This is a genomic window from Comamonas sp., from assembly GCF_009360615.1.
Taxonomy (GTDB): domain Bacteria; phylum Pseudomonadota; class Gammaproteobacteria; order Burkholderiales; family Burkholderiaceae_C; genus Comamonas.
In genome coordinates this window covers 19,034-41,900 of record NZ_SPEY01000060.1, presented here as the reverse complement: position 1 = coordinate 41,900, position 22,867 = coordinate 19,034, and the positions used below count along the sequence as shown (strand labels likewise).

25 protein-coding genes and 1 pseudogene are annotated in these 22,867 nt (G+C 62.2%); 9 read left to right on the top strand and 17 right to left on the bottom strand.

All coding sequences use genetic code 11. The features are described 5' to 3' along the window. The first annotated feature begins 79 nt into the window (after positions 1-79). Positions 80-1,579: a 23S rRNA (uracil(1939)-C(5))-methyltransferase RlmD gene (gene rlmD / locus E2583_RS16405; RefSeq protein WP_291597287.1), complete on the top strand. Its 1,500-nt coding sequence runs from the start codon at positions 80-82 to the stop codon at positions 1,577-1,579. A 37-nt stretch (positions 1,580-1,616) separates the two neighbouring features. On the opposite strand, the gene E2583_RS16400 is transcribed toward rlmD, so the two are convergent. The 6 genes and pseudogenes from E2583_RS16400 to E2583_RS16375 form a co-directional block, all read right to left on the bottom strand. Beyond that, on the bottom strand, positions 1,617-2,534 hold the full coding sequence (locus E2583_RS16400; protein WP_291597286.1) for a ZIP family metal transporter: 918 nt from the start codon (positions 2,532-2,534) through the stop codon (positions 1,617-1,619). Positions 2,535-2,537: 3 nt separating this feature from the next. Further along, positions 2,538-3,173 (bottom strand): annotated as a pseudogene (locus tag E2583_RS16395) (superoxide dismutase). Positions 3,174-3,206: 33 nt separating this feature from the next. Next, entirely contained in the window at positions 3,207-3,722 is a 516-nt protein-coding gene (locus E2583_RS16390) for a hypothetical protein (protein WP_291597285.1), read from the bottom strand. After that, positions 3,719-4,216 (bottom strand): hypothetical protein, encoded by a 498-nt coding sequence (locus tag E2583_RS16385; RefSeq protein ID WP_291597284.1) that lies wholly within the window; start codon positions 4,214-4,216, stop codon positions 3,719-3,721. Before E2583_RS16385 ends, E2583_RS16390 begins: the two co-directional genes overlap by 4 nt. Before the next feature lie 315 nt (positions 4,217-4,531). Then, positions 4,532-4,885 carry a hypothetical protein gene (locus E2583_RS16380; protein WP_291597283.1) on the bottom strand — a complete coding sequence of 118 codons (354 nt, stop codon included), beginning with the start codon at positions 4,883-4,885 and terminating at the stop codon, positions 4,532-4,534. 147 nt (positions 4,886-5,032) lie between these two features. Next, positions 5,033-5,725: a Bax inhibitor-1/YccA family protein gene (locus E2583_RS16375; RefSeq protein WP_003053535.1), complete on the bottom strand. Its 693-nt coding sequence runs from the start codon at positions 5,723-5,725 to the stop codon at positions 5,033-5,035. Positions 5,726-5,917: 192 nt separating this feature from the next. Here E2583_RS16375 and E2583_RS16370 point away from each other — a divergent pair, with 192 nt between their 5' ends. Next, positions 5,918-6,325, top strand: a complete 408-nt coding sequence (locus E2583_RS16370) for a heme-binding protein (protein ID WP_291597282.1) — start codon at positions 5,918-5,920, stop codon at positions 6,323-6,325. Positions 6,326-6,528: 203 nt separating this feature from the next. On the opposite strand, the gene hemP is transcribed toward E2583_RS16370, so the two are convergent. From hemP to E2583_RS16330, 8 genes are all read right to left on the bottom strand, one after another. After that, positions 6,529-6,738: a hemin uptake protein HemP gene (gene hemP / locus E2583_RS16365; RefSeq protein WP_291597281.1), complete on the bottom strand. Its 210-nt coding sequence runs from the start codon at positions 6,736-6,738 to the stop codon at positions 6,529-6,531. 213 nt (positions 6,739-6,951) lie between these two features. After that, positions 6,952-7,368 (bottom strand): biopolymer transporter ExbD, encoded by a 417-nt coding sequence (locus E2583_RS16360; protein WP_291597280.1) that lies wholly within the window; start codon positions 7,366-7,368, stop codon positions 6,952-6,954. A gap of 3 nt (positions 7,369-7,371) precedes the next feature. Further along, positions 7,372-8,094 (bottom strand): MotA/TolQ/ExbB proton channel family protein, encoded by a 723-nt coding sequence (locus E2583_RS16355; protein WP_291597279.1) that lies wholly within the window; start codon positions 8,092-8,094, stop codon positions 7,372-7,374. 23 nt (positions 8,095-8,117) lie between these two features. After that, complete coding sequence (locus E2583_RS16350) at positions 8,118-8,843, bottom strand: energy transducer TonB (RefSeq protein ID WP_291597278.1); 726 nt, start codon at positions 8,841-8,843, stop codon at positions 8,118-8,120. 144 nt (positions 8,844-8,987) lie between these two features. Next, positions 8,988-9,281 carry a (2Fe-2S)-binding protein gene (locus E2583_RS16345; RefSeq protein WP_291597311.1) on the bottom strand — a complete coding sequence of 98 codons (294 nt, stop codon included), beginning with the start codon at positions 9,279-9,281 and terminating at the stop codon, positions 8,988-8,990. 95 nt (positions 9,282-9,376) lie between these two features. Further along, a complete protein-coding gene (locus E2583_RS16340; protein WP_291597310.1) occupies positions 9,377-10,504 on the bottom strand; it encodes an alpha-hydroxy acid oxidase in 1,128 nt (375 codons plus the stop codon). 167 nt (positions 10,505-10,671) lie between these two features. Continuing rightward, positions 10,672-11,352 (bottom strand): Fe2+-dependent dioxygenase, encoded by a 681-nt coding sequence (locus tag E2583_RS16335; RefSeq protein WP_291597277.1) that lies wholly within the window; start codon positions 11,350-11,352, stop codon positions 10,672-10,674. 267 nt (positions 11,353-11,619) lie between these two features. Beyond that, positions 11,620-13,881, bottom strand: coding sequence for a TonB-dependent siderophore receptor (locus E2583_RS16330; RefSeq protein WP_291597276.1), 2,262 nt, complete (start codon positions 13,879-13,881; stop codon positions 11,620-11,622). A gap of 329 nt (positions 13,882-14,210) precedes the next feature. Here E2583_RS16330 and E2583_RS16325 point away from each other — a divergent pair, with 329 nt between their 5' ends. The 5 genes from E2583_RS16325 to E2583_RS16305 all read left to right on the top strand — a co-directional run bounded on the left by E2583_RS16325 (position 14,211) and on the right by E2583_RS16305 (position 18,976). Continuing rightward, entirely contained in the window at positions 14,211-14,861 is a 651-nt protein-coding gene (locus tag E2583_RS16325; RefSeq protein WP_291597275.1) for a PepSY-associated TM helix domain-containing protein, read from the top strand. A 28-nt stretch (positions 14,862-14,889) separates the two neighbouring features. Then, the gene (locus tag E2583_RS16320; RefSeq protein ID WP_291597274.1) at positions 14,890-15,411 is read left to right on the top strand and encodes a DUF2271 domain-containing protein; all 522 of its coding nucleotides are present in this window, start codon (positions 14,890-14,892) and stop codon (positions 15,409-15,411) included. 161 nt (positions 15,412-15,572) lie between these two features. Continuing rightward, positions 15,573-16,373: a DUF4198 domain-containing protein gene (locus E2583_RS16315; protein ID WP_291597273.1), complete on the top strand. Its 801-nt coding sequence runs from the start codon at positions 15,573-15,575 to the stop codon at positions 16,371-16,373. Between the two features lie 84 nt (positions 16,374-16,457). Then, positions 16,458-17,576 carry an FAD:protein FMN transferase gene (locus E2583_RS16310; protein ID WP_291597272.1) on the top strand — a complete coding sequence of 373 codons (1,119 nt, stop codon included), beginning with the start codon at positions 16,458-16,460 and terminating at the stop codon, positions 17,574-17,576. Then, the gene (locus E2583_RS16305) at positions 17,573-18,976 is read left to right on the top strand and encodes a sulfite reductase subunit alpha (RefSeq protein WP_291597271.1); all 1,404 of its coding nucleotides are present in this window, start codon (positions 17,573-17,575) and stop codon (positions 18,974-18,976) included. Before E2583_RS16310 ends, E2583_RS16305 begins: the two co-directional genes overlap by 4 nt. Positions 18,977-19,079: 103 nt before the next feature. Here E2583_RS16305 and E2583_RS16300 read toward each other — a convergent pair whose 3' ends face one another. Continuing rightward, positions 19,080-19,475: a helix-turn-helix domain-containing protein gene (locus E2583_RS16300; RefSeq protein WP_291597309.1), complete on the bottom strand. Its 396-nt coding sequence runs from the start codon at positions 19,473-19,475 to the stop codon at positions 19,080-19,082. Positions 19,476-19,580: 105 nt separating this feature from the next. On the opposite strand from E2583_RS16300, the gene E2583_RS16295 reads away from it, so the two are divergent. Continuing rightward, positions 19,581-19,841, top strand: a complete 261-nt coding sequence (locus E2583_RS16295) for a helix-turn-helix domain-containing protein (protein WP_291597270.1) — start codon at positions 19,581-19,583, stop codon at positions 19,839-19,841. Positions 19,842-20,424: 583 nt separating this feature from the next. On the opposite strand, the gene E2583_RS16290 is transcribed toward E2583_RS16295, so the two are convergent. Then, the gene (locus tag E2583_RS16290; RefSeq protein WP_003053560.1) at positions 20,425-20,733 is read right to left on the bottom strand and encodes an SWIB/MDM2 domain-containing protein; all 309 of its coding nucleotides are present in this window, start codon (positions 20,731-20,733) and stop codon (positions 20,425-20,427) included. Positions 20,734-21,011: 278 nt separating this feature from the next. Between E2583_RS16290 and rraA the strand changes: the two genes are divergently transcribed. Further along, positions 21,012-21,527, top strand: a complete 516-nt coding sequence (rraA, locus tag E2583_RS16285) for a ribonuclease E activity regulator RraA (protein ID WP_291597269.1) — start codon at positions 21,012-21,014, stop codon at positions 21,525-21,527. A 14-nt stretch (positions 21,528-21,541) separates the two neighbouring features. Here the strand turns inward: rraA and E2583_RS16280 are convergent, their stop codons facing one another. After that, complete coding sequence (locus E2583_RS16280; protein ID WP_291597268.1) at positions 21,542-22,453, bottom strand: DMT family transporter; 912 nt, start codon at positions 22,451-22,453, stop codon at positions 21,542-21,544. Between the last annotated feature and the right edge of the window lie 414 nt (positions 22,454-22,867).

Here is a 22,867-nt window from a genome sequence, read left to right as displayed (position 1 = left end):
GGGCGTCATCCCGCAGCCCGTGCAGTTTTTTGCCGTGGTCTGCCCTCGGGTATGGGGCGGCCTGAGACAATCGGCCACCATGAGTGAATCCCGCGACAACAAAATTCCCGAGAACCTGCCCGAAGTCCCATCCGATGCCCCGGCGTTGCCCGAGGGCTGGCTGGAAGTGCTGTCCATGGACATGGACGCCCAGGGTGTAGCCCGCAAGCCCGATGGCAAGGTGGTCTTCATCGACGGTGCCCTGACCGGTGAAATCGTCAGCGCCAACACCCATCGCAAGAAGAACAACTGGGAAGCGGCCACGCTGACCGAAATCCACCGAGAGTCCTCGCAGCGGGTGAAGCCCGGCTGCCCCAATTTCGGCCTGCACGCCGGAGCCTGCGGCGGCTGCAAGATGCAGCATCTGCATGTGGCGGCCCAGGTCGCGATCAAGCAGCGGGTGCTGGAGGACAATCTCTGGCATCTGGCCAAGGTCAAGCCCGAGACGCTGCTGCGCCCCATCGAAGGACCGGCCTGGGGCTATCGCTTCCGCTCGCGCCTGTCGGTGCGTTATGTGGCCAAGAAGGGCAAGGTGCTGGTGGGCTTTCATGAGCGCAAGAGCCGCTATATCGCCGACATGGAGGTCTGCAAGATTCTGCCGCCCCATGTGGATGCCATGCTCATGCCCATGCGCGCGCTGATCGCCAGCCTGGATGCCCGCGAAACCTGTCCGCAGATCGAAGTGGCTTGCGGTGACCACGTCACGGCCCTGGTGCTGCGCCATCTGGAGCCTCTGTCGGATGCCGACAAGCAGCGCCTGCGTGACTTCGCTGCCGTGCAGAACGTGCAGTGGTGGCTGCAGCCCAAGGGCCCGGATACCGTGCATCTGATGGAGGAGGGCGGCACGCAGCTGTCCTATGGTCTGCCAGACTTCGGCATCACCATGCCGTTCAAGCCCACTGACTTCACCCAAGTCAATCCGCATATCAACCGCGTGCTGGTCACGCGCTCGCTGCGCCTGCTGGACGCGAAAAAGGACGAGCGCGTCATCGACTGGTTCTGCGGCCTGGGCAATTTCACGCTGCCGATCGCCACCATGGCACGCGAGGTGCTGGGCATCGAAGGCTCGGAAACCCTGGTCAGGCGCTCGCACGAGAACTACGCGCGCAACAATGCCGCGCGCAGCGAAGAAGACAAGCTGGCTCCCACCCGCTTTGTGGCGCGCAATCTGTTCGAGATGACGCCTGCCATGCTGATTGCCGACGGCAATTCCGACAAATGGCTGGTCGATCCCCCGCGCGAAGGTGCGTTTGCCCTGTCCAAGGCACTGGCCGATATTCACCAGATCCGCATTGGCGCCAAGCAGACCGGCGTGGCCAGCGAAGAGCAGCCCGATCTGTTGCCGCCCCTGCCCGAGGGTCAGGAAAGCTGGCAGTTTCCCAAGCGCATCGTCTATGTGAGCTGCAATCCGGCCACATTGGCGCGTGATGCGGGTCTGCTGGTGCACCAGGCAGGCTACCGCTGCGTGGCTGCGGGCGTGGTGAACATGTTCCCGCACACGGCGCACGTGGAATCCATGGCCGTTTTCGAGCGCGCATAAGAGCGCAAGCGCTTGAACTGCGCCGGCACGGCGCAGTTCAGCCGCCCAGGGTAGTGTCCAGAATCATCATCAAGACAAAGCCCAGCATGAGCCCTGTGGTGCCCCAGGCTTCATGACCTTTGCGATGCGATTCGGGAATGATTTCGTGGCTGATGACAAACAGCATGGCACCAGCGGCGAAGCCAAGACCCGAGGGCAGCAGCATGGTGGAGCTGCTGACGACGATGGTGGCAGTCACGGCGCCCAGGGGTTCGATCAACCCTGTCAGAGCCCCCAGCACCACTGCAAAACCACGGGTATAGCCGGCTGCCAGCAAAGAGGCCGCGACGACAAAACCCTCGGGCACATCCTGTATGGCAATGCCCAGTGTCAGCGAGCTGGCACGCAGCCCCTCGTTGGCGGCATAACCCACGCCTATGGCCAGGCCCTCCGGAAGGTTGTGCAGCGTGATGGCAATGACAAACAGCCAGGTGCGCCGCAGCTGCTTGGCATCGGCACCTTCACGGCCTTTGATGAAGTGCTCGTGCGGCAGCAGGCGATCCATGACCAGCAGGGCTGCACCTCCGAGCAAGATGGCTGCGCCGATCAAGGCACCGCTCAGCCATTCGCTGCTGGCGGGCGAGGTCGCTGCCTTGGCGGCTTCCAGTCCGGGGAGGATCAGTGAAAAGGCGCAGGCAGCCAGCATCACGCCTGCGCCAAAGCCAAACAGCGTGTCCTGTGTGCGCTCGGATGGATGTTGGGTCAGCAGCACCGGCAAAGCGCCCAGCGCGGTCGCCAGTGCCGCTACGCTTCCGCCTAGCAGTGCATTCAGTGCTGCGGGATTGGTCTGCAGCTGCTTCCAGACCATGGATGCCAGCACCAGAGCACCGGCCGCAGAGATCAGCAGCCCGAGCCTGGTCCTGAGCGGCAGGGGCGTCTGGCTGGAGGAGGCGGTCTGCAGTCCGTCCGGGCCCATGGTTCAGCTCCTGACAGCCTGGGTGGCGGCAGCAAAGCGGCGCGCCACTTCATTCCAGTCCACCACGTTGTAGAAGGCGGCGATGTATTCGGGGCGGCGGTTCTGGTATTTCAGGTAATAGGCATGCTCCCAGACGTCCAGGCCCAGAATCGGCGTGTTGCCGCTGCCAATGCCAGGCATCAAAGGGTTGTCCTGGTTGGCGCTGCTTTCCACATGCAGCTTGCCGCTGCGGTCCACGCTGAGTCAGGCCCAGCCGCTGCCAAAGCGGCTGATGGCAGCCTTGGTGAATTCGGTCTTGAAGTTCTCGAAGCTGCCAAGGTCCTTGTCAATGGCGGCTGCAAGAGCGTTCTGCGGCAGGCCTCCTCCGCCGGGAGACATGACTTGCCAGAACAGGCTGTGATTGGCATGGCCGCCGCCGTTGTTGCGCACTGCTTGACGCAGCGTTTGCGGCAGTGATTCAAGCTTGGCAAGCAGATCGTCCAGCGACCATTGCGCGTACTCGCTGTCTTCGAGTGCCGCATTGAGGTTGTTGACGTAGGTCTGATGATGCCTGGCGTAGTGGATCTCCATGGTTTGCGCATCGATATGCGGCTCCAGTGCCGCGTAGTCGTAGGCCAGTGGGGGCAGGGTATGGCTCATGAGTGAATGCCTTGGCAGTGAGAGAGAGGGAGGTCAGTGCAGTGATGAGTGCACGGACTCGACGCTGGCAAGGCGGGACTGCCTGTCGCTGGCGGGGTGAGTGAGAGGGAAAGCGGATGTCGAGGCGCAGACGCCCGCGGCGGCATGAGGGTCTGCGGCACCGCGCTCGGCCCGCGCGGCCAGCAGCTGGGGCAGATGACGGTATAGCGCCAGACTCAGGCAGGGGCTGGCGCAGCCCTGCTGCAGCAGTGACATCAGGGTCTGCTGCGCCTCATGCAGACATTCGGAGGACGAACCCGGCTGGCCTGCGGCGGCAAAGGCATCCGCCAGATTCAGGTGGGCCACGACAAAGGCCGCAACGCGGTCATCGTCGGCAATGTCTCCGGGTTCCGCGCCAAGTAGTTGCAGACCCAGCCGCTGCGCATGGCGATAGTGCTTTTGGGCCGCGAGATGGCGATGCTCCAGCGTTGCCTCCAGCGCCGTGCGGGTGTGACGCTTCCATGCGGACAGCAAATCGGCAGCCGAGGCGTTTGTCGTGCGGACTCTCATGAGGAGCCCTCGATGCAGGCCTGGGCTGCCACGACTTTTCCGTCCTCTCCCGATGGATGTATGCGCACCACCCGCAAGGCGGTCGGCTGATCCACCAGCAGGCAGGTCTTGCCGGTGCGCTTGCAGTGATCCTTCACGCGCCAGTAGGCGCCATCGCTGATGCAGCCCGTCTGGCAGATCACCAGATCGGCAGCGTGCAGACTGTCCTCCAGCAACTGCTGCTCGGTCAGGGCCTGGCTGTCTGCAGCCTCGACCAAAGGCCAGTCAATGCCGGCCGCCGTGGTTGCCTGCGATGCTGGGGGGACCTGCACCAGATTCAGTGCCATGGCCTGGGCCAGCGCGTGGCGCTGCTCACGCTCCCAGGCCAGAGCACTGTCGCGGACAATGACTTTGGCCCTGAGGTACACCAGCTGGCGCTTGAGCGCCTCCACTTCGCGTGCCAGCGATTGCATCTGTGCCGTGCAGCGGGTCTGCACTTCCATGTAGGTCAGCATGAGGGCCTCATGCTCGAGGCGTAGTTGGTTGAAGTCATCATCTGGCACGGCAGTCTTGTCCCCATGGTTGAGAGCACAACAGAACTCGTCGCTGGGATGCGCGTATGTGCAGCTAAGAATGGAATCAATAGTCCATGAATATAAATGAGAATTGTTTGTATTCAATACACGCAAAGAAAATATGACATCCGGGAATGCGTGGGCAGGGTGATTGCCGGACATAAAAAAAGCCGTAGCAGTGTTGCTACGGCCTGTGCCGATCGATGTTCATTGACAGGGCCAGGAGCTCATGCTCCGGGCCTGCCATCAGCGATTTCAGCTGCGGTTACGGCCGCTGCCGTTGTCGGACTCCGCAGCGCCGCGTTTCTCGGCGGCACTCTGCCCCAGCACGGAAGGCACGCCTTCGATCTTGTTGGAGCGCATATATTCATCCATGTCCTTCCAGCCCGCAAACACCAGGGCCTTGGGGGCCTTGGGGTTGAGGACGTAGCAGTCTTCCAGTCCGCGCATGGCGTGCCGACAGGCACCGCCAATGGCCTTGGCTTCGGATTCGCGCGCCACGGTGCGTGGATCAGGGCCCAGGCCCGGGATATCTTCGATCTTGCAGCCTGCCAGTACCAGAGGTAGCAGGGCAATGGCAAGTGCGCGGGGAAGGTGGTTTGGCTTCATCTTGTCTGCTTATCGGCAGCGGCAGCCGGTAATTTAGGCCATGGCTGAAATTTCCATTGCGGCGTTGGCCGTGCCCGACAGCGGCAGATTGCTGCGAACAAAAAGGAGTGCGCAAGGCACTCCTTTTTGATCGGGCAGCAGCGAGGCTTAATCGCGGTCGCCGCCCATGATGCCGAGCAGGGCCAGCAGGCTCTGGAACACGTTGAACAGGTCCAGATACAGGGCCAGGGTGGCACTGATGTAGTTGGTCTCGCCGCCGTCGATGATCTGCTTGAGGTCATACAGCATGTAGGCGGAGAAGATGCCGATTGCCAGCATGGAGATGGCCATCATGCCTGCGGTGGAGCCCACGAAGACGTTGATGATGGCACCCACCATCAGCACCAGGGCGCCCACGAACAGGAACTTGCCCATGCCCGACAGGTCGCGCTTGATCACGGTGGCCAGCATGGCCATCACGAAGAACACGCCGGCTGTGCCCGCAAATGCCGTCATGATCAGCTGGGTGCCGTTGGAGAAGCCCAGGATCATGCCGATCAGGCGCGAGAGCATCAGGCCCATGAAGAAGGTGAAGGCCAGCAGCACGGGCACGCCAGCGGCGCTGTGCTTGGTCTTCTCGATCGCAAACATGAAGCCGAAGGCGCCGACCATGAACACGATCAGGCCCACGCCGCCCGTCAGCGCGCGAGTCATGCCAGTGGCTACGCCCAGCCAAGCGCCCAGCACGGTGGGGATCAGGCTGAGTGCCAGCAGCCAGTAGGTATTGCGCAAGACACGGTTGCGCTCTTGCTGCGAGACACCGTAGCCCGCAGAGCCCAGTGTGGTGACTTGTTCGTTCATGTAGCCATTCCTCCTTCAGGAATTGTGGGTGGAAACATTGTCATTCTAGGTGGGGGTCTTGAGAAGCCTTTGCAATACCCCGTTGCAATGCGGCAGTTTTAGGATGGAATGTTTTTCACATCGCATCTATTTTTGCCTGCAAAGTACAGAATATGCTTGCAGCATTGACAATCCAACGGAGCTTTTTATCTTATGAAGACCAAGCACGAACTCGAACTGGCCGATGTGAAAGCCATCGCTGCGGCTGCCGAAGCTGAAGCACTGAAGAACAACTGGCCCGTGACGATCGCCATCGTGGACGACGGCGGCCATCTGCTGCTGCTGCAGCGCATGGACGGTGCTGCTCCCATCTCTTCCCATATCGCTCCCGCCAAGGCGCGCTCTGCCGCCGTGGGCCGCAAGGACACCAAGGCCTTCGAAGACATGATCAACAACGGCCGTACCGCTTTCCTGAGCGCTCCGTTTGTCGATGGTCTGCTCGAAGGCGGCGTGGCCATCGTCAAGGACGGCCAGGTGCTGGGCGCCGTGGGTGTTTCCGGTGTCAAGGCCAATGAAGACGCACAGGTGGCCAAGGCCGGCATCGCTGCCCTGGGTCTGTGATGGCGTAATTTCTGCTGCTGCGGCGGCAGACTCCAAAACAAAACCCCTGCCGCCGGGTGCGTGCAGGGGTTTTGTTTTGGCGCTTGGCGAATGGGTAAAAAACGCGTGGCTATGTGAAGCGCGAGCACCAGAGAGGGCAGGTGCTCTGCGGCGACTGTGGCTGGCGAATCGACACTTGCGGTGTCGCCCCACGATGAAACGGCTTATTTGGTCAGGATGAGCTTGCCCAGCTTGGTGGCCTGCAGGCGATAGGGCGTGCCGTTGTGCAGGATGGTGACGGCCTTCTGGCCGTTGAGCAGCTGAGCGCTGTCCAGGCCGAGGCTGGAGCCCGCCGCGGCGGAAGGGGTTGCAGCAGCCATGGAGGAGGCGCTGCGGTCGTTGGGCTGTGAGGTCGCAACAAGCGGTGCAGACATGCCGTGATTCCTTAAGAGCAAAAACTGGTGTAATGATAACAATTCTCAATTAAAACGCAAGTGATACTTAGTCTCATTTGTGGGCAATGGAGACTATTTCCTGGGCACTCCTTGCGTGCGCCGCCGAGGATCACGCCGGGGAGGAGGAGGTCGATGCTGGGGTGCAATAAAAAACGGCCCCTGAGGGCCGTTTTTTGAGGGACAGTCGTGCGTCTATCTGGAAGGGTCGGTCACAAAGCCGATTTTCCTGACGCCGGCACGTTGGGCGGCGGCCATGGCCTGGGCCACTCGTTCATAGCGAACTTCCTTGTCCCCGCGGATATGCAGGTCGGGCTGAGGCTCCTTGGCAGCTTCGGCTTGAAGATGGGTCTCCAGCTGTTCGTCGCTGATGTCCTTGCCGTTCCAGGAGTACTTGCCATCGGCCGTGATGCCCAGCTGGACGGTGGCCGGCTTGGTCTCCTCGGGCTGGTTGGTGGCGCGGGGCAGGTCCACGTTGACCGAGTGTTTCATCACGGGCACGGTAATGATGAAGATGATGAGCAGCACCAGCATGACGTCCACCAGGGGCGTCATATTGATTTCGTTCATCACATCATCGCTGTCCCCTTCATCCATGGTTCCGAACGACATGGCTCAGGCACCTTTCTTCAGCGGCAGCACATTTCCGGAAACCTGGCCGTCCACGGAAACGCGGGCACCGGTCACGAAATAGGCATGTACATCGTGGGCAAAGCTGTTCAGGGCGTTCAGGATCCCCTTGTTGCCACGCACCAGTGCGTTGTAGCCCAGGACGGCGGGGATGGCGACGGCCAGGCCCAGGGCGGTCATGATCAGCGCTTCGCCAATGGGGCCCGCCACCTTGTCGATGGAGGACTGGCCCGACATGCCAATGGCCACCAGCGCGTGGTAGATGCCCCAGACAGTGCCGAACAGACCGATGAAGGGGGCGGTGGAGCCCACGGAGGCCAGAATGGCCAGACCCGATTGCAGACGGGCCGTGAATTCATTGATGCCGTTGCGCAGGCAGCGGGTTACCCAGTCGCTGATGTCCAGCGTGTCGTGCAGGTGGGCGCTGGTCTTGCGGTGGTGTGCCGAGGCTTCGCGGCCTTCGAGCACCATGAAACGGAACGGGTTCTGCTTGTCGTCACCAAGCTTTTCCAGACCGGTGGCCAGATCGGGGCTGTGCCAGAAGTCCTGTGCCTGGGTGGCGAACTTCTTGAACTTCACAATATCCAGCGCCTTGAGAACGATGACCAGCCAAGAGGCCACCGACATGACCAGCAAGATGATGGCCACGCCTTTGGTCACGAAGTCGCCCTGTGTCCAGACGTGGGCAATGCCGAATTGGGATTCCATGGGTACTCCTGAGAACTGCGGATTTATTTGAGAACAAAGTTGATGGGCACGATGTGCCACATGGGTTCGGCCACGCCGTTGCGCTTGCCGGGGACGAACTTCCACTGGCGCACGGTATTGACGGCGGCATCATCCAGTCGGTCAAAGCCGCTGGACTGTTTGATTTCGATTTTCTCGGGCAGGCCCTGCTCGTTGATGTAGACGCGCAGCAGCACCTTGCCTTGTTCCCCCATGCGCTTGCTGACCGAAGGATACGCCGGAGCGGGGTTGTTCAGATAGGCGGCATTGCTCGATGGCTGCTCGATCTTGGGTGGAGCCGGCGGTGCGGGAGGCGCTGGCGGTGCCGGAGGAGCCGGGGGCGCGGGTGGCGCCGGCGGCGTCTTGTCCGGCTTGCTGTCGCTGTTCTCCAGGGCGCCCTGTGGCGCGGCCGGTGCCGGTGTCGGGTCCTTGATGGCCTTGGGCAGCGGGGCCTTCCTGACCTCGGGTTTGGGCTGTGGCCTGGGCTCTGGCTTGGGGGCTGGCGCAGGAGGCTTGGGCGGAGGTGGAGCCGGTGGGGCGGGTTCTGCGGCCGGAGGAGCCACGAACTGGGCAATCACGCTGGCGGGAATCACGATCTCCGGCAGTTTCTGCTGCGCCAGGCCATGCTGCATGGCCCACAGGGCAGCCGCATGTACAACAACCACAGCACCAGCAACTGCCATGTTGCGGCTCGTGCCGCTGGCAGGTGCGAATCGATCAGACTGGGACATAAGAGCGGGAAGGGCAACCAGCGCAGGCTGGAATCAGAAGGGAAGAGCGCTGGGCAACCGGCAATGGCAGACACGGAAAGCAGGGCACGTAGTCAGGATCGCATCATTCACGCAGGATCCACCAGGTGCATACCATCACAAGAATCAGACTGCCGAAGACGGCTGAGAGGACGCTGAGGTGGGCCATGCTTTGCTTTCCAGGATATTGGTGGCAAGCTGAACGGCCTGCACCGAGGCGCAGGATTGCGCTTCGTTGTGGATGGCCGCGATCGGATGGCTGGCGCTGCACTGGGCGACGACATCGCGCGCGCAGCCTTCGCAGCGCCCGCATTGTGTGGCAACACCCAATTCAAACTGGATTTCGTCAAAGCTCATCCCCGCATGCGCGTGGCGTGCTATTTCTCGGTCAGAAACCCGGCGGCATACACAGACGATCATGGCTACAGGCAGTTGTTGCTGGCTATTGATGCAATAGCGGGAGTATAAATGAGAATCCATCGCATTTGCAATGCATGCCGCCAAATTACGCACATTCAGCAAGTGGTTAAGAGCCCGGGCCCGATCCGATCGAGGCTGGCGCAGCCGGTCTGGGCCATGGCCAGCTCCAGCTCGGCGCGCAGCAAGTACAGCAGATGGGCCACGCCCAGCATGCCGGCCACAGCCAGGGCATGCATCTGGGGTCGGCCCAGCAGCACGGCGTTGGCGCCCAGGGCGATGGCCTTGAGCACATCGGTTCCCTGGCGCACGCCGCCATCCATCAGCAAGGGAATATGGGCAGGCGTGGCTGAGCGTATGGCTGGCAGGACTTCCAGCGGGGAAACTGCGGTGTCCAGCACCCGGCCGCCATGGTTGGAGACCACGATGGCATCGGCCCCCAGTTCCACGGCCCTCGCGGCGGCGCGGGCCGAGAGCAGGCCCTTGACGACCAGCGGCAGCCGGGTTTGCTGGCGCAGCCAGACCAGGTCGTCCCAGGTGGGGGCACTTCGGGCCAGCTCGGAGCCGAACAGAATGTGCTCGCTCATCAGATCGCCACTCTGGCGCTGCTGGGGCATGCCGTGCAGATTGACGGCCTCCACGCCTGGCGGCAGCGGGTAGCTGGAGCGTTTGATATGGGCGTCCACCGTCCAGACCAGCGCCTGATAACCGGCGTCTTCGGCGCGCCGGATCAGCTGCAGCGTGTGCTCGCGTGATGCCTGCTGGTAGAGCTGGAACCACAGCGGGCCGCTGCGTCCCAGCTCCTGGGCTGCGGCTTGTGCGGCCTGGGCAATGGCTTCCAGGGTGCAACTGGACAGGGTGCTGACCACCATGCCGGTGCGCATGGCCATGGCCGCGCGTGCCGTGGCGAGCTCGCCTTCGGGATGCGCCAGCTGTTGATAGGCCACAGGAGCCAGCAGCAAGGGCCAGTCCAGACTCCGGCCCAGCAGGCTTTGCCGCGCATGGGCACCTGACAGATCGGCCAGCGGTTCCGGGCAGAGGCGAAAGCGGTCAAACGCCTGGCGGTTATGGGCCAGCGTCAGCCCCTGATCGGCGCCGCTTTCGATATGCGCCCAGGCGTGGGCTTCCATATGCTCGCGCGCCAGCCGGGCGTAGTCCGCCAGGGAGCCCATCTGCGACGAAATCTGCGTCAGTGGCGGTTTGACGGGCTGGCCTGCGGCATTCAAACGTTCAACAGTCATAAATCAAGCCGGTTGGATGGGGATGGGGTGGCAGAGCAGGCATGGGGCAGGAGGAGACAGCCGGCGAGGGGGGGGCGCACAGCATGGGCTGTCCCGGCAAAGGTCGCGGCCCTCTTTGGGGAAGCGGCAAAGCCGCTCCGAAGCTCAGGCGGCTAGCTTTCAGACCACATGCGCAAGAGATTGTGATAGGTGCCCGAGAGGGCGGCGACTCGCGGGTGTTGCGGCTGCTCCTGGGTAAGTTGCTGAATGCTCTGGTCCAGATCGAACAGCAGGCGGCGCTGCTCCGCCGACTTGACCAGGCTGTGCGTCCAGAAGAACGAGGCATAGCGCGTGCCGCGCGTGACGGGATTGACGCGGTGCAGGCTGGTGCCGGGGTAGACGATGGCATCGCCGGCCGCCAGTTTCACGCTTTGCTGGCCGAAGGTGTCTTCCACCATCAGCTCGCCGCCTTCGTATTCGTCGGGATCGCTGAAGAAGACCGTGGTGGAGACATCGGTTCTGACCTTGATGGCCGTGCCCGGAATGGTGAAGAACGCATTGTCGATATGGTTGCCATAAGTGCCTCCGCCCTCGTAGCGATTGAAGCGCGGCGGCAGGACCTTGAGCGGCAGGGCCGCCGACATGAACAACGGGTTGCGGCCCAGCCGGTCCAGGATCAGGTCGCCGATCTGCTGGCCGGTCTTGCTATCCAGCGGCAGCTGAAGATTGCTCTTGACCTGCGCGGCCACATGACCGGCCGTGGCCTTGCCGTCCTGCCAGCTGGCGGCTTCCAGCGCCTGGCGGCAGTGGCGAACTTCATCGGGAGTGAGCAGGCTGGGGATGCGTAGCAGCATGGGGCGGTATCTGGCGGTTGTGGATCCGGTCCCTCATTAACCATGGCTGGTAGCGCTTTCTGGATATGGTTTTCAATATTTTTCGTATTGAAATCATTGCAGGGAAGGCGCAGGCAGCTATGGTTTTATGGAGCGGAACCCGGCATTCTGAAACAGTGTTCTGGCAAGTGTGCATGTAAAAAGCCCCGCTGGCATCCAGGGCCTGCGGGGCTTGGGGCGATGCTTTGCTGAATGCCTGCGCCAGATCAAGCGCAGACAGGGCATGCATCAGTACGTGAATTTGAGCGAAGCCACGGCAGAGCGGCCTGCGCCCAGGTTGGCGTAGTGGGGAGAACGCACACCGGTGTAGTAAGCCTTGTTGCCCAGGTTGTAGACATTCAGCTGGAAGCTCAGGTTCTTGTCGATCTGGTAGGCCATCATCGCGTCATAGCGGGCATAGCCGGAAGCGCCCTTGGTCACGATGCCGCCATCCACGGTGGACACCGCATAAGCTGCATTGACGCTGCTTTGTGCATAGATGCCCAGACCCAGGGTCAGCTTGGGCATGGGCTTGTAGCTGGTCCACAGGCTGAAGCTGTGCTTGGGCGTGTTGACGAAGGGACGACCGTTGGCCACGCTGCCGATGCCCATGTTCTTCTGCTCGCTATCCATGTAGGTATAGCCGCCGAATACGCTCAGGTTGGACAGGATCTGGCCGGTAAAGCCCAGTTCAAGACCATTGACTTCCTTGTTGCCGCCCATGTACGTGCCGGTCGCATCGGTGATGCGGACATTGGTCACTTCGTTGCGGAAGATGGCAGCCGTCAGGCCCAGCTTCTTGTCCAGCAGGTCCCATTTGGTGCCCAGCTCGATGGACTTGGTCTTCTCCGGCTTGAGATCGGCCAGGGCGGCCGTGGTGGTGGTCAGGTCTTCGCTGCCATTGCCCAGGGTCGAGCCACCGGGGCGCGAAGAGGTGCCGATATTGGCGTAGATGCTGCCATTGGCGGCGGGCTTGTAGACCAGTCCCAACTGGTAGTTGAACAGCGTGTCGCTGCGGCTCAGGTCATACGCCGGGTAGGCGCTGGTGCCGCGGCCACCGGCAGGGCCGGAGGCGTTGAGTTTGTAGTGGTCCACGCGCAGGCCGGCGTTCACCAGCCATTGCTCGTTGAGCTTCAGCGTATCAAAGCCGTAGACGGCAATGGTGTCGATCTTGTTGATCGTGGACTGCGCGGGCAGAGCCCAGGCGTAGTTCCATGCTGCATCGGCACCGCTGGGGTTGCTCAGCGTCGTGCACCAGGGATCGACGACCGAGGTGCAGCTGGTGGCGGTGTTCTGGATGGCAGCGGAGCGCACATCGGCCTTTTCCTTGGACAGCTCCAGGCCGAAGGCATAGCTGTGGCCGATGGAGCCGGTCTGTTCCTTGCCGGTAAATTCGGTCACGTTCTGCAGCGTGGTCGTCTCGGACAGGCGGGCATTGCCGCGGCGCCAGACGTAGCCGTTGATCACATTGCCCTTGGAGTCGTCGGGCTGGGTCCAGATATAGTCCTGCTTGGTCCTGCTGTAGCGCAGGCTGTTGCGGATCTTGTTGGTGTCGGTGAACTTGTGCGTGACCGAAGCGGTGAACAGGTCGCTCTTTTCCTTCTCGTAGTCGCGGTTGTTCAGACCGTACCAGTTGTCGCGGCTGTTGCCGTAAGTGGGACGAACGGTGCTGCCGCCGCGCAGGCCCGCCATGGCGGTGTTGCTGTACAGATAGGGCACGCCGCCGTCCGGCGTGTTGTTGGTCTGCAGATGCTGCCAGGACAAGGTCACTTCGGTGGGCGTGCCCATGCCGAAGGTCACGGTGGGGGCAATGCCCCAGCGCTTGTTGTCCGGCCCGTTGCGACCGGGAACATCGGCGCTGTGGCCCATGGCGTTCAGGCGGAAGGCCGTGGTGTCGTTGATCTTGCGGTTGATGTCCAGGGTGCCGCGCAGGTAGTTGTCGGTGCCCAGACCCACGTCGCCGGAGATGAAGTTCTCGTTCCTGGCCTTCTTGGTGGTGATATTGATGGAGCCGCCGGCGCCGCCGCGACCGGCGTAGGCCGAGTCCGCACCCTTGATGACTTCCACGGCTTCGACGTTGAACACTTCGCGGGTGCCTGCGGCGATGTCGCGCAGGCCGTCCACAAAGGTGCTGGACTGGGCGTCCATGCCGCGGATGAAGGGCTGGTCGCCGCTGGGGTTGCCGCCTTCGCCGTTGCCGAAGGTGATGCCGGGGGTGGAGCGCAGGGCATCCTGCAGGCTGGTGGCACCGGTCTGCTTGATGATCTCTTCATTGATGACCTGAACGGTCTTGGGCGTGTCCAGCAGGGGGGCGGTGAACTTGCCCTGGGGGCTGGCATCGGTCTTGAAGCTGGCGTCGGCTGCGGCTTCCACATTCACGGTGGACAGGGTGGTTTCCTGCTGAGCCATCGCGCTGGCGCCCATCAGGCACAGGCCTGCGGCAATCACGATTTGCTTGAGCTCGCAGCGCAAGCCGTTGGAGTCGGTCGGGGTCAGATGGTTGTTGGACATGCTTTTGATGAAGAGTCGATTTTTTGAAAAGCGTGCGGATTCTAGGTGATATTGATAATAATTCTCGATACCATTCAATAATGGAGGAGGATGCCCGGCGATTTGTTGCACCAAGGCAACAGAATGGAGGAGCCGTTGAGCCGCACATGCTTGGGAGCCTTGTGCTCGGGCGCTTTGTTTACGCCAGGTAAAGTGAATAAAAGTGAGATGCATTTAGAATTTTGCGCAACTAGAATGCCGCCTTGCCGTGTACCCGAGGCCGGGCCTTGTGGCGCGATGTCGCGCGGGCCGGTTTGGTCCGGCGGCAATGCAATCCCAGAAAGTTCTGAATGACCGCGGCTTCCTCCAACGCCCCGCTGCGGGCGTATTGGCTCAAAAAACTACATGAGTGGCACTGGATCAGCTCCGCCATCTGTCTGATCGGCATGCTGCTGTTTGCCGTGACGGGATTCACCCTGAATCACGCCGGCCAGATCGAGTCCAAGCCCCGGGTCGAATCGCGTGAAGCACAACTGCCCCCGGACCTGCTCGAAAGGCTGCAGCAAGCCCAGAAGCAGGGTGTGCAGGCCGCGGGCAGGGATGCGGTGGGTTTGCCTGCCGATGTGGAGGGTTGGCTGGCTCGTGAGATCAAGGTCATTGCCAAGGGCTTTGCCGTGGAATGGAGCGAGGACGAGGCCTATGTGCCCATGCCGCGCCCGGGCGGCGATGCCTGGCTGCGCGTGGACCTGAAGGAAGGCTCGGTGGAGTACGAGAAGACCGACCGTGGCTGGATCTCCTACCTCAACGACTTGCACAAGGGACGTCATGCCGGCGCCGCCTGGAGCCTGTTCATCGATGTCTTTGCGATCGGTTGCCTGGTGTTCTGCATCACGGGCCTGCTGATCCTGAAGATGCATGCGCAGCGTCGGCCCATGACCTGGCCCATGGTGGGGCTGGGGCTGGTGCTGCCGACCCTGCTGGTTTTGCTGCTCGTGCACTGAACCCCGGAATTTTGTGAAGGAAAAGAAAATGTCGAAGCGGATTTTCAAGACCTCGGTGGCATTGAGCGCCGTGGTGGGCCTGCCGGCCATCGCCGGCGGTATGAACGTGGCGGTGACCGTGCCCCAGTTACAGGTCGCCGAGTACCACAAGCCCTATGTTGCCGTGTGGCTGGAAAAGGCCGATGGCGGCGTGGCGGCCAATCTGTCCGTATGGTATGACGTGAAGATGCGCAATGCCGAGGGCACCAAGTGGCTCAAGGACATGCGCCAGTGGTGGCGTCGCACTGGCCGCGAGCTGAGTTTTCCCATTGACGGCGTGACCCAGCCGACCAAGCCCGTGGGCAGCCATGCGCTGTCCTTTGCCGAAGGCAAGAACCCGCTGCCCCAGCTGGCTCCCGGTCAATACAAGCTGATGGTGGAAGCTGCCCGCGAAGTCGGTGGCCGCGAGCTGGTCTCCATTCCCTTCGAGTGGCCGGTCAGGCAGTCCACCAGCCTGAGCGCCCAGGGCAGCACCGAGCTGGGGGCGATCAAGCTGGAATTGAAGCCTTGATCACCCCCCGAGGCGCTTTGCGCCTTTCCCCTCTCTGCTTCGCGGAGCGGGACGACACCGGCGCGGCAGGGCGGCCCTTGCGCGGTGTCTCTGAGTGGGGCTTTGCCCGTGCTGGCGCCCTTCACTCCACTGACTTGTGATTCTGTTTTCCAAGGACCGATATGAAGTTCCAAACTCGTGCCATCGTCGCTGCAACTCTGGCTCTGGCTGCCCTGGGCGCCCAGGCGCATGATCTGTGGTTCAAGCCTTCCAGCACCGTGCTGTCCAAGTCTGACTGGGTCACGGTGGATGCCGCCGTGTCCAACGACGTGTTCTTCTTCAACCACCGTCCGCTGGGTCTGGAGGCCGTCAAGGTGATCGCGCCCGATGGCTCTGCGGTGGACATGAAGAATGTCGCCAAGGGCGAGTTGCGCAGCAGCTTCGACTTCAAGCCCGAGAAGACCGGCACCTACCGCGTCACCATGCTGATGACCGGCGTGATGGGCGGCTACAAGGATGCCAACGGCCAGCCCAAGCGCCTGCGTGGCTCGGTGGAAGAAGTGCTCAGGCAGATTCCGGCCGATGCCAAGGACGTGCATGTGACCGAGAACCTGCGCCGCATGGAGACCTTTGTTTCCCTGGGCAAGCCATCTGCGCTGGCGCTGACCGGCAAGGGCCTGGAGCTCAAGCCTGTGACTCACCCCAATGATCTGGTGGCCAGCGAAGAGGCGATTTTCGAATTCCATCTGGACGGCAAGCCCGCTGCGGATCTGGAGCTGGAGCTGGTGGCCGACGGCATTCGCTACCGCGACGGTGTGGACGCCATGAAGCTCAAGACCGATGCCAATGGCCAGGTCAAGATCAGGTTCCCCCGCGCCGGGTTGTTCTGGCTGAACGCCGATGCCACGGACAAGAAGACCAGCGTCGCCAAGGCCACGGAGCGCCGCCTGGGTTATATCGCGACCCTGGAAGTTCTGCCTTAAGCGCTGTCGCTTGATGGAATGAGTACGCGCCCGATCCGGGCGCGTCGTTGTTTTCACTGCTGTTGTGCCCTTTTCCGCATGCCCATGACCACCTCTGTCCGCGTACGCTTCGATGCCAGTCTCCGGCAACTGCCCTCACCTGAAGGGCGGAGCCAGACGCATGAGCGGACGCCGGCGCCGGACTTTGGCGTTCAGCGCTGGAGGCCGGCAAGCCTGCAGCACCAGCAGGATGGGCGCATTCATCGCCTGTCCGGCCAGACCATGGGCACGCATTGGTCACTGAGACTGGTCAACCCGGATTACCGGCCCATGGAGCCGGTGCAGGCACTGTTGCAGCAGGTCTTCGAGGATGTGATCGCCCAGATGAGCAACTGGGAGACCGATTCGCTGATCACCCGGTTCAATCGTTCAAGACCCGGTGAAATGCATGTGATGCCGGCGGAGTTTGCGCAGGTTCTGGAAGCGGCCTTGCATTGGGCCCGGTTGTCTGGCGCAGCCATGGATCCCTGCATGGGGGCGTTGGTCTCGCTATGGGGGTTCGGCCCGCGTCAGAACCCCTTGCAGCCGCATCACGGGCAAACTCCGCCCGCTGATGAGATCCAGCGCGTGCTGCAGACCAGCGGCTGTCGCCATCTGCGCTGGAATGCGAAGACCCGGCGCTTGCAGCAGAGCGGCGGTCTGGAGCTGGATTTTTGCGGTATTGCCAAAGGTTTTGCCGTGGACTGGGCGGTACAGAAGCTGCAGGCGACGGGCTGGGCTGCGGGCCTGTTCGAAATCGGCGGCGAGCTGCGCAGCTGGGGGCAGAGGCCCGATGGCCGGCCCTGGCAGGTGCAACTGGGCACCGGCGGCTCCACCGAGGCTGAGCCCCTGGTGGTGGCCTGCCGCGAGGGCGCTTTTGCCACCTCGGGCGACTTCTGGCACCAGTTCACGCAGGCCGGCAGGCGCTATTCGCACACGCTGGATCCGCGCACCGGCTGGCCGGTGGCGCATGATCTGGCCAGCGTCACGGTGTTTCATGAGGAGTGCATGCATGCCGATGCCCTGGCCACCGTGCTCACGGTGCTGGGGCCGCAGCAAGGCATGGACTTTGCCCGTCAGCACGGGATTGCAGCCGTGCTGACATCGCATCTTGCATCCGATGGCCATGAGACCCGCAGGCAGGTGATCAAGACACCCGTCTGGATCAACCAATTCGAGGCATGACAGTGGAATGGATTTTGACGCCCGAGCGCATCTATGGCGCCATGGGCCTGGTCGCGGCTTACGCCGGCATGTGCTGGGGCATCGGCTCCAGGGTACGCCGGCAGCGCCTGACCGACGAAGCCCAGAGCCAGGTATCTCGGGGCGATGCCCGGGCGCCTGCCGTACTGGTCGCCTATGCCAGCCAGACGGGGCAGGCCGAGGCGCTGGCCCGTGCCACGGCCAAGATGCTGGTCGATGGCGGGCTTCAGGTTCGCCTGCTGCCCGTGGAGAAGCTGACGGCCGAGTTGCTGCAGGAACATGCACATAGCCTGTGGATGCTGTCCACCACGGGTGAGGGCGATGCGCCTGATCATGCGCTGGGCTTTGTGCGGCAACTCAAGGCTGCGCAGCCTGTGCTGACCCGGCACCAAAGCCTGGTGCTGGCGCTGGGGGATCGCGAGTATCAGGAGTTCTGTGCTTTTGGTGTGCAGGTGCACGAATGGCTGCAGGCCTGCGGCGCACGCAGCGATCTGATCTGCGTGGACAACATGGACGGGCCCAGCTTGCAGAGCTGGCGGGCCCAGGTCGGGCAGATGCGTCAGGGCCTGCTGGGCGAGTGCGCCCCGGATCAGGAGCTGGATGCGGACTGGCTGCAGGCACCGGTCAGCATTCCTTTTGTGCTTCGTCGGCGGCGTCTGCTCAATCCGGGCAGCCAGGGCGGAGCGCTGTATCTGCTGGAGTGGACACCACAGTCCGGGGAGCTGCCGCAGTGGGAGTCGGGCGATCTGGTGTCTCTGTGCGTGCCTGCCGACCCGGAGCGCCCACGTGATTACTCGATCGCCTCGGTCACCGCCGACGGCAGTCTGCAGTTGCTGGTGCGCCAGAGCACTCGTGCCGACGGCTCGCCGGGTCTGGCCTCGCAGTGGCTGTGCTGCGGCATGGCCGAGGGCGATGTCTTGCCGCTGACGCTGCGCGAGCACCGTGGCTTCAGGCTCGGCGACAACGCCGGGCGGCCGCTGATCCTGATCGGCAATGGCTCGGGTCTGGCGGGCCTGCTCAGCCATATCAGGGCGCGTGTCCAGCACGACTGCAATGATCAATGGCTGTTGTTCGGGGAACGCAGCCCTCGGCATGACGCCGTCTTCGGCGACCAGTTGGCGGCCTGGGTGGAGCAGGGGCGTCTGGCGCGTCTGGATCAGGCCTGGTCGCGCAACGGCAAGGACTCTCGCTATGTGCAGGATCTGCTGCGCAGCCACGCAGAGGAAGTGCGGCAATGGGTGGCGCGTGGTGCGGCCATCTATGTCAGCGGCAGCCTCCATGGCATGGGGCAAGGCGTGCATCTGACGCTGCAGGCCGTTCTGGGCGAGGCCAAGGTGGCGGAGTTGCTGGGCTCGGGTCGCTACCGGCGCGATGTGTACTGAGCACGTCCAGGCAGGGGGTGGCAGCAAGCCCTGTCACCGTCTTGGAGCAGGTCGGCACCGCATCCTGTAGGTGCCGCACCGCTTGGACATCGGGCAGGACGGATCAGAGGGCGTCTTCACCCGATCGATGTGGCCGATCCTGGAGGGCCTGCCTGTGGTCTTCGGCGGACATGGCATGTGCCGCAGACAGCAGCTCTGCGGATCGTATGAGGTGCTGCCTTCCATCCGCATTGCACCTGCGATACCCGTGAAGGAGGCGGAGTTCATCGTCAGACAGAGCCTCTGCAGGGTGAACTGCCGGTGTGCGGTGTCCTGTCAGCACATACAACAGGTCCACTCCGTGTGCGCTCAGCGCGGTCATCTGAAATCCATCCGGCGCTGTCTTGCCGGATTCCCAGGAAAAAAGAGTTTGCTTCGTAGTGCCAGCAAGTGCAGCGAAGGCCGGCTGGCTCATGCCCAGCCGGTTTCTTTCTTCGCGCAACCGTTCCCCTAGGGTCATAAAAACTTGTCCAAGGTGTATTGCATGGGAAAGAAATCTTTCCCATAATTCGCCAAAAGCACGACGACGTGCTTTCACCTAAATAATTAGGCGAAAGGCTACCAGATGCATCCCGAGCAAATCAAAGCGGCGCTGCGCATGAAAGGCATTTCCCCCACGGCATTGGCGTCCGAAATGCGCGTGGCCAACAGCAGCGTGTCGCAAGTCATCAGTGGTCGTGCGGTATCGGCCCGCATTCGACAGCGCATTGCAGAAATCACAGGCATGCCCGTCGACAGGCTCTGGCCGCCTGTCAACGAGCGCCATGCACAGCACAGCACACGCCCAGAAGGCGCGGACGCGCGTATCGCAAGGAGGGCGCCATGAGTCGCATGGCGTGCCCCAATCACACAGCCCTGCGCGGCAGCAGAGGCGTTCAATGAGCTTTGGAATTGCAGCACTGATTTTCTTGGCCGGTCTCCTCTGCGGATGTCTCATGGGCATTGCCGGCGTCGTGACGGCTTTGGACGGTTACTGAGGGGCAGCGCTCAAGCTTGTGCACCTCCCAGGGCCGGGGCTGCCGGGGAGGCATACACCGAGTCCCGAACGTGCGCTCGCGTCTCCATGCCTGTGGAGCCCGTGTCCTGGCTACCCGGCAGCTGCCGTCTTGCAGGAATGTGCGGTTCAGGGTGCAAGCATGACGGGCAAGATGCCGGCGATAGCCCGGGGTCAGCTTCGTGAGGGCCGCGCCATTCGGTGGGCCGCGCGGTTGTCGGAAAGACCTGCCGGCCGGTTCCATCCGGACCAGCGTTCGCGGCCATGATTCCGCTGGCGTCGACACCGAGGCATGCACGCATGCACTGCTGCGGTAAAGCCGCCCCAGTCGCGTCGGCCTGTACGCGACACTTGTCTCAGAAATACAAAAAGCTGGCTCGGGCCAGCTTTTTTGTGGTCAGCGCAAGCGCAGTGCTTACTTGACGTGCTTGCCGATCAGGCCGGCCATCTCGAACATGGAGACTTGGGGCTTGCCGAAGACTTCCTTGAGCTTGGCGTCGGCGTTGATCATGCGCTTGTTGGCGGCGTCTTGCAGGTTGTTGGCCTTGATGTAGACCCACAGCTTGCTGATGATTTCGGTACGGGGCAGGGGGTCCTTGCCAACCACTGCGGCCAGAGCAGCGCTGGGTGTCAGGGGTTTCATGAAGGCAGCGTTGGGAGTGCGCTTCTTAGCGGCGGGAGCTGCTGCCGGTGCTGCAGCGGGTGCCTTCTTTGCAGTTGCCATTTTGCTTATTCCTAATTGGGTAGTGGACTTATCACCAGCGAAATACAGCTGCAATCCACTGGCTGAGTCTGATGCTAATGGCAAAAAATCGCTCTTCCAAGCTCGTCGGCCGTTTTTTTGCCTCGATTTGTTGATCTCGGGCCTTTTAGTGTCTGTTTTCATGGGTTTTTCCTCGAGAGTGTTGTGAAAAAGTTGCTCTCCGTGGGTGCTCGCTTGTGCTTGTGCTAGTGCTCGCGCTAGAGGCAAGATGGGCGAAACCTGACCCTGTGGAGATTTTCATGAGCAATTCCCCGGCTTCTCTGCCCTTCAGCACCTGCGATCTTTGCGATGCGCATATCAGCGACGACAGCAGCGATTTCCGCGTCCTGCCGCCCGTTTTCCACAGCTACGGCGCGCATGTTGGCTTCATGGGCGAGGTCAGCACCGTGCAATGCCTTGACGACAACAGCCTGGTACGGGCAGCGCTGGCCGAGTCCGGCGATGGCCGTGTGCTGGTGGTCGATGGCGGCGGTTCGCTGCGTCGTGCCCTGGTGGGCGGCAATGTGGCGGCATCGGCGGCCCAGAACGGCTGGGCAGGGGTGCTTGTCTACGGCTGCGTCCGTGACGTGGAGGAGTTGAGGGCGGCATCCGTGGGGCTTTATGCGCTGGCACTCAACCCCATGCCGACGGTCAAGCAGGGTCAGGGGCTGCGCGACGTCTATGTGCAGATCGCCGGCCTGTGGATTCGCCCCGGCGACTGGCTGTATGCCGATGCCGATGGCATTGTTCTCAGCCGCCGCAACCTGCTTGCCTGACGGACTGATTCTGCCTAGCGCCGGATCTGCAATGCGCTGGGCCAGGTGGCAATCACCACGCTGGTCAGGGCGATGCCGAAGGCCAGCAGTTGCATGGTGCTGATGCGCTCGCCCAGAGCCAGCATGCCTACCAGCGCTGCGCTGACCGGCAGCAGCACGGTGAAAATGCCGGCCTGCGATGCGGGCACGGCGCGCAGTCCCGTCATCCACAGCCAGACCGTCCAGACGCAGGCGGCCAGCGCGTAGAACAGCAGCAGACCCCACACCGTTGCCGGAACCTGGGAAAAATCAAACTGCCACGCCAGATAGAGCCCGGCCGGGGCGGAGAGCGTGAAACCCCAGAGATTGATCAGAGCGGTGATGCGCCTGGGGCTGACGCTGGCGGTGAGCTTTTTGCCGATCACGGCGTAGGCCGCTTCGCAGAGCACGGCGGCAATCAGGAGCAACTGGCCCAGGCCTTGCTGAGTGGCGGGTGCAACGTTGCTGCCATCGGTTTTGCTCAGGGCGTTCAGTCCTATTCCGGCCACCGCGAAAACAATCGCTGTCCACGTACGTGCGCCCACGGCCTCGCGAAGAAAAAGCCAGCTCATGATGGCGACGGCGGCGGGAATCGCGGCCATCGTCACTCCGGCCGTGACGGCACTGGTCATCGCCACACCACTGATCATGCAGAGCGTGAACAGGAAATTGCCGAAGAACGATTCCAGGAACAGCAGCCACCGGGTCTGCCGTGTCAGAGGCGCCTCGTGCGCAGGGGCTTTGAGCCAGCCCAGCATGGCCACGGCACCGATGCCGAAGCGCAGCCATGCCAGCAGCATCACCGGGAAGATGGCTGCCAGAGGCTTGGACAGCGCCACATAGCTGCCCACCAGAGACATGCTGAGCGCCAGACAGAGATAGGCAATAGGGCGGCTGGGCGTATGCATGTCGTGGCGGAATGGAGTGTGGAGGGAGGCCAAGCAGTGTGGCAGGGCGTTTGGATGCGTGTGGCGCGGGCGCAAGGAACTGTTGTTTTTTGGCTCTCGCATGACTGGCGATTGTCTTGGTCGTGTCGCCTGCCTCTGTTCTGATGATTTGGCCGGGTAAGGGATCTGCCAGGCGAGTGTCTTAGCGGATGCGTCGCCGCATGCTTGCTGTTGCCTGGGGGGACTCCGGTTCCGCCGACGGCAAGCCCGTGGATTTTTCATGAAGCAAGAATCCTGTTTCTTATTATGAAAAATCGCGATGTTGCGCTGCCGCAAAATTTCTCGATATGAGAAATTGATTTTCTTATTGTGAAAAATAAAAATAAGTAATTGATTTTATTGAATATAAATTTCAGTCTTTTATAAGACATAAGA